This window comes from Pedobacter psychrophilus (assembly GCF_001652725.1).
Taxonomy (GTDB): Bacteria; Bacteroidota; Bacteroidia; order Sphingobacteriales; family Sphingobacteriaceae; genus Pseudopedobacter; species Pseudopedobacter psychrophilus.
This window is the reverse complement of record NZ_LWHJ01000016.1, coordinates 1-935: the sequence shown is the minus strand read 5'-3', so window position 1 is coordinate 935 and position 935 is coordinate 1. Positions and strand designations below refer to the sequence as shown.

General features: G+C 30.9%; 2 protein-coding genes. Both read right to left on the bottom strand.

The window, feature by feature from the left end; genetic code table 11:
* A partial coding sequence (locus tag A5893_RS18005) for a hypothetical protein (RefSeq protein ID WP_232456800.1) occupies positions 1-191 on the bottom strand: 191 nt, incomplete at its 3' end.
* A 48-nt stretch (positions 192-239) separates the two neighbouring features.
* Complete coding sequence (locus A5893_RS04980) at positions 240-614, bottom strand: hypothetical protein (protein WP_198342274.1); 375 nt, start codon at positions 612-614, stop codon at positions 240-242.
* Between the last annotated feature and the right edge of the window lie 321 nt (positions 615-935).

Below are 935 nucleotides of genomic sequence, written 5' to 3'. Positions count from 1 at the left end.
AGCCTAAAGGATGACAGCTGGAAAGAGTCCACAGAAAAAAAATTGTCAGGAAGATATTTAGTCGAGTCTTTAGCATTGTACCTAACGTTTTGAAAATTTTGCGCAGAAATGGCATTGCTTGCAGAACCATTGTCGTACCACACTAAATTAAGTAAATAACTGGTGAATTTACGTGAATCACCGTCAGCCATTTTTGTGCAAATTTGCTGTTATGTGTTCGGCTTTCTTTTCCTCATTAATTAGTCTAAAGGTCGCCATTTTCCTTTTTTAAAGTATAAATTATTAAACTTTTCTGAGTAAAAAACTAAATAAAAGTTCCAAGAACTTCTATAAGTAGTTGGGTCGGTTTTTAAAATATGATGAATTGGTTGTTCCATATTTATTATTAACCTTTCCGAACTATATTGGCTTGGGTCGGTTGTTTGAATTGTACCCCGATAAGTTTTTAATATTTTTTCTTTATTGGTTACATAGAAATAAATAGAGTCGTTTTTTTTAATTTCAAATCTATATGTTTCGTACTGCCAATTGGCTTGTCTACCTGGAAAAAAGTCTCTATTAATAATATAATGACCATAATAATCATTTTTATTTAATTCGGTTTTCGAGGTCAACCATTGGATTGTACCTATTAAAATAATAAAGCCAAATATTAAAAACCAGATTGTTCCAATAATTTTGATATATATTTTCTGTCTAGTAAATATCCATGATACTATAAAAACCAATGTCAATATTGCAATTAGTGGTGCAATTATGAATACAAAAAACAAATTGAAACCAAATCCCATTTTATCTTCTATAATTTGTCCTGTGTTCGATTTTTAAGCTGACACATAACGTTTTGCAAATTTGTGCAGAAATGGCATTGCTTGCAGAACCATTGTCGCACCGCACCAAAGTAAGTAAATAACTGATGAATTAACGTAAACCAC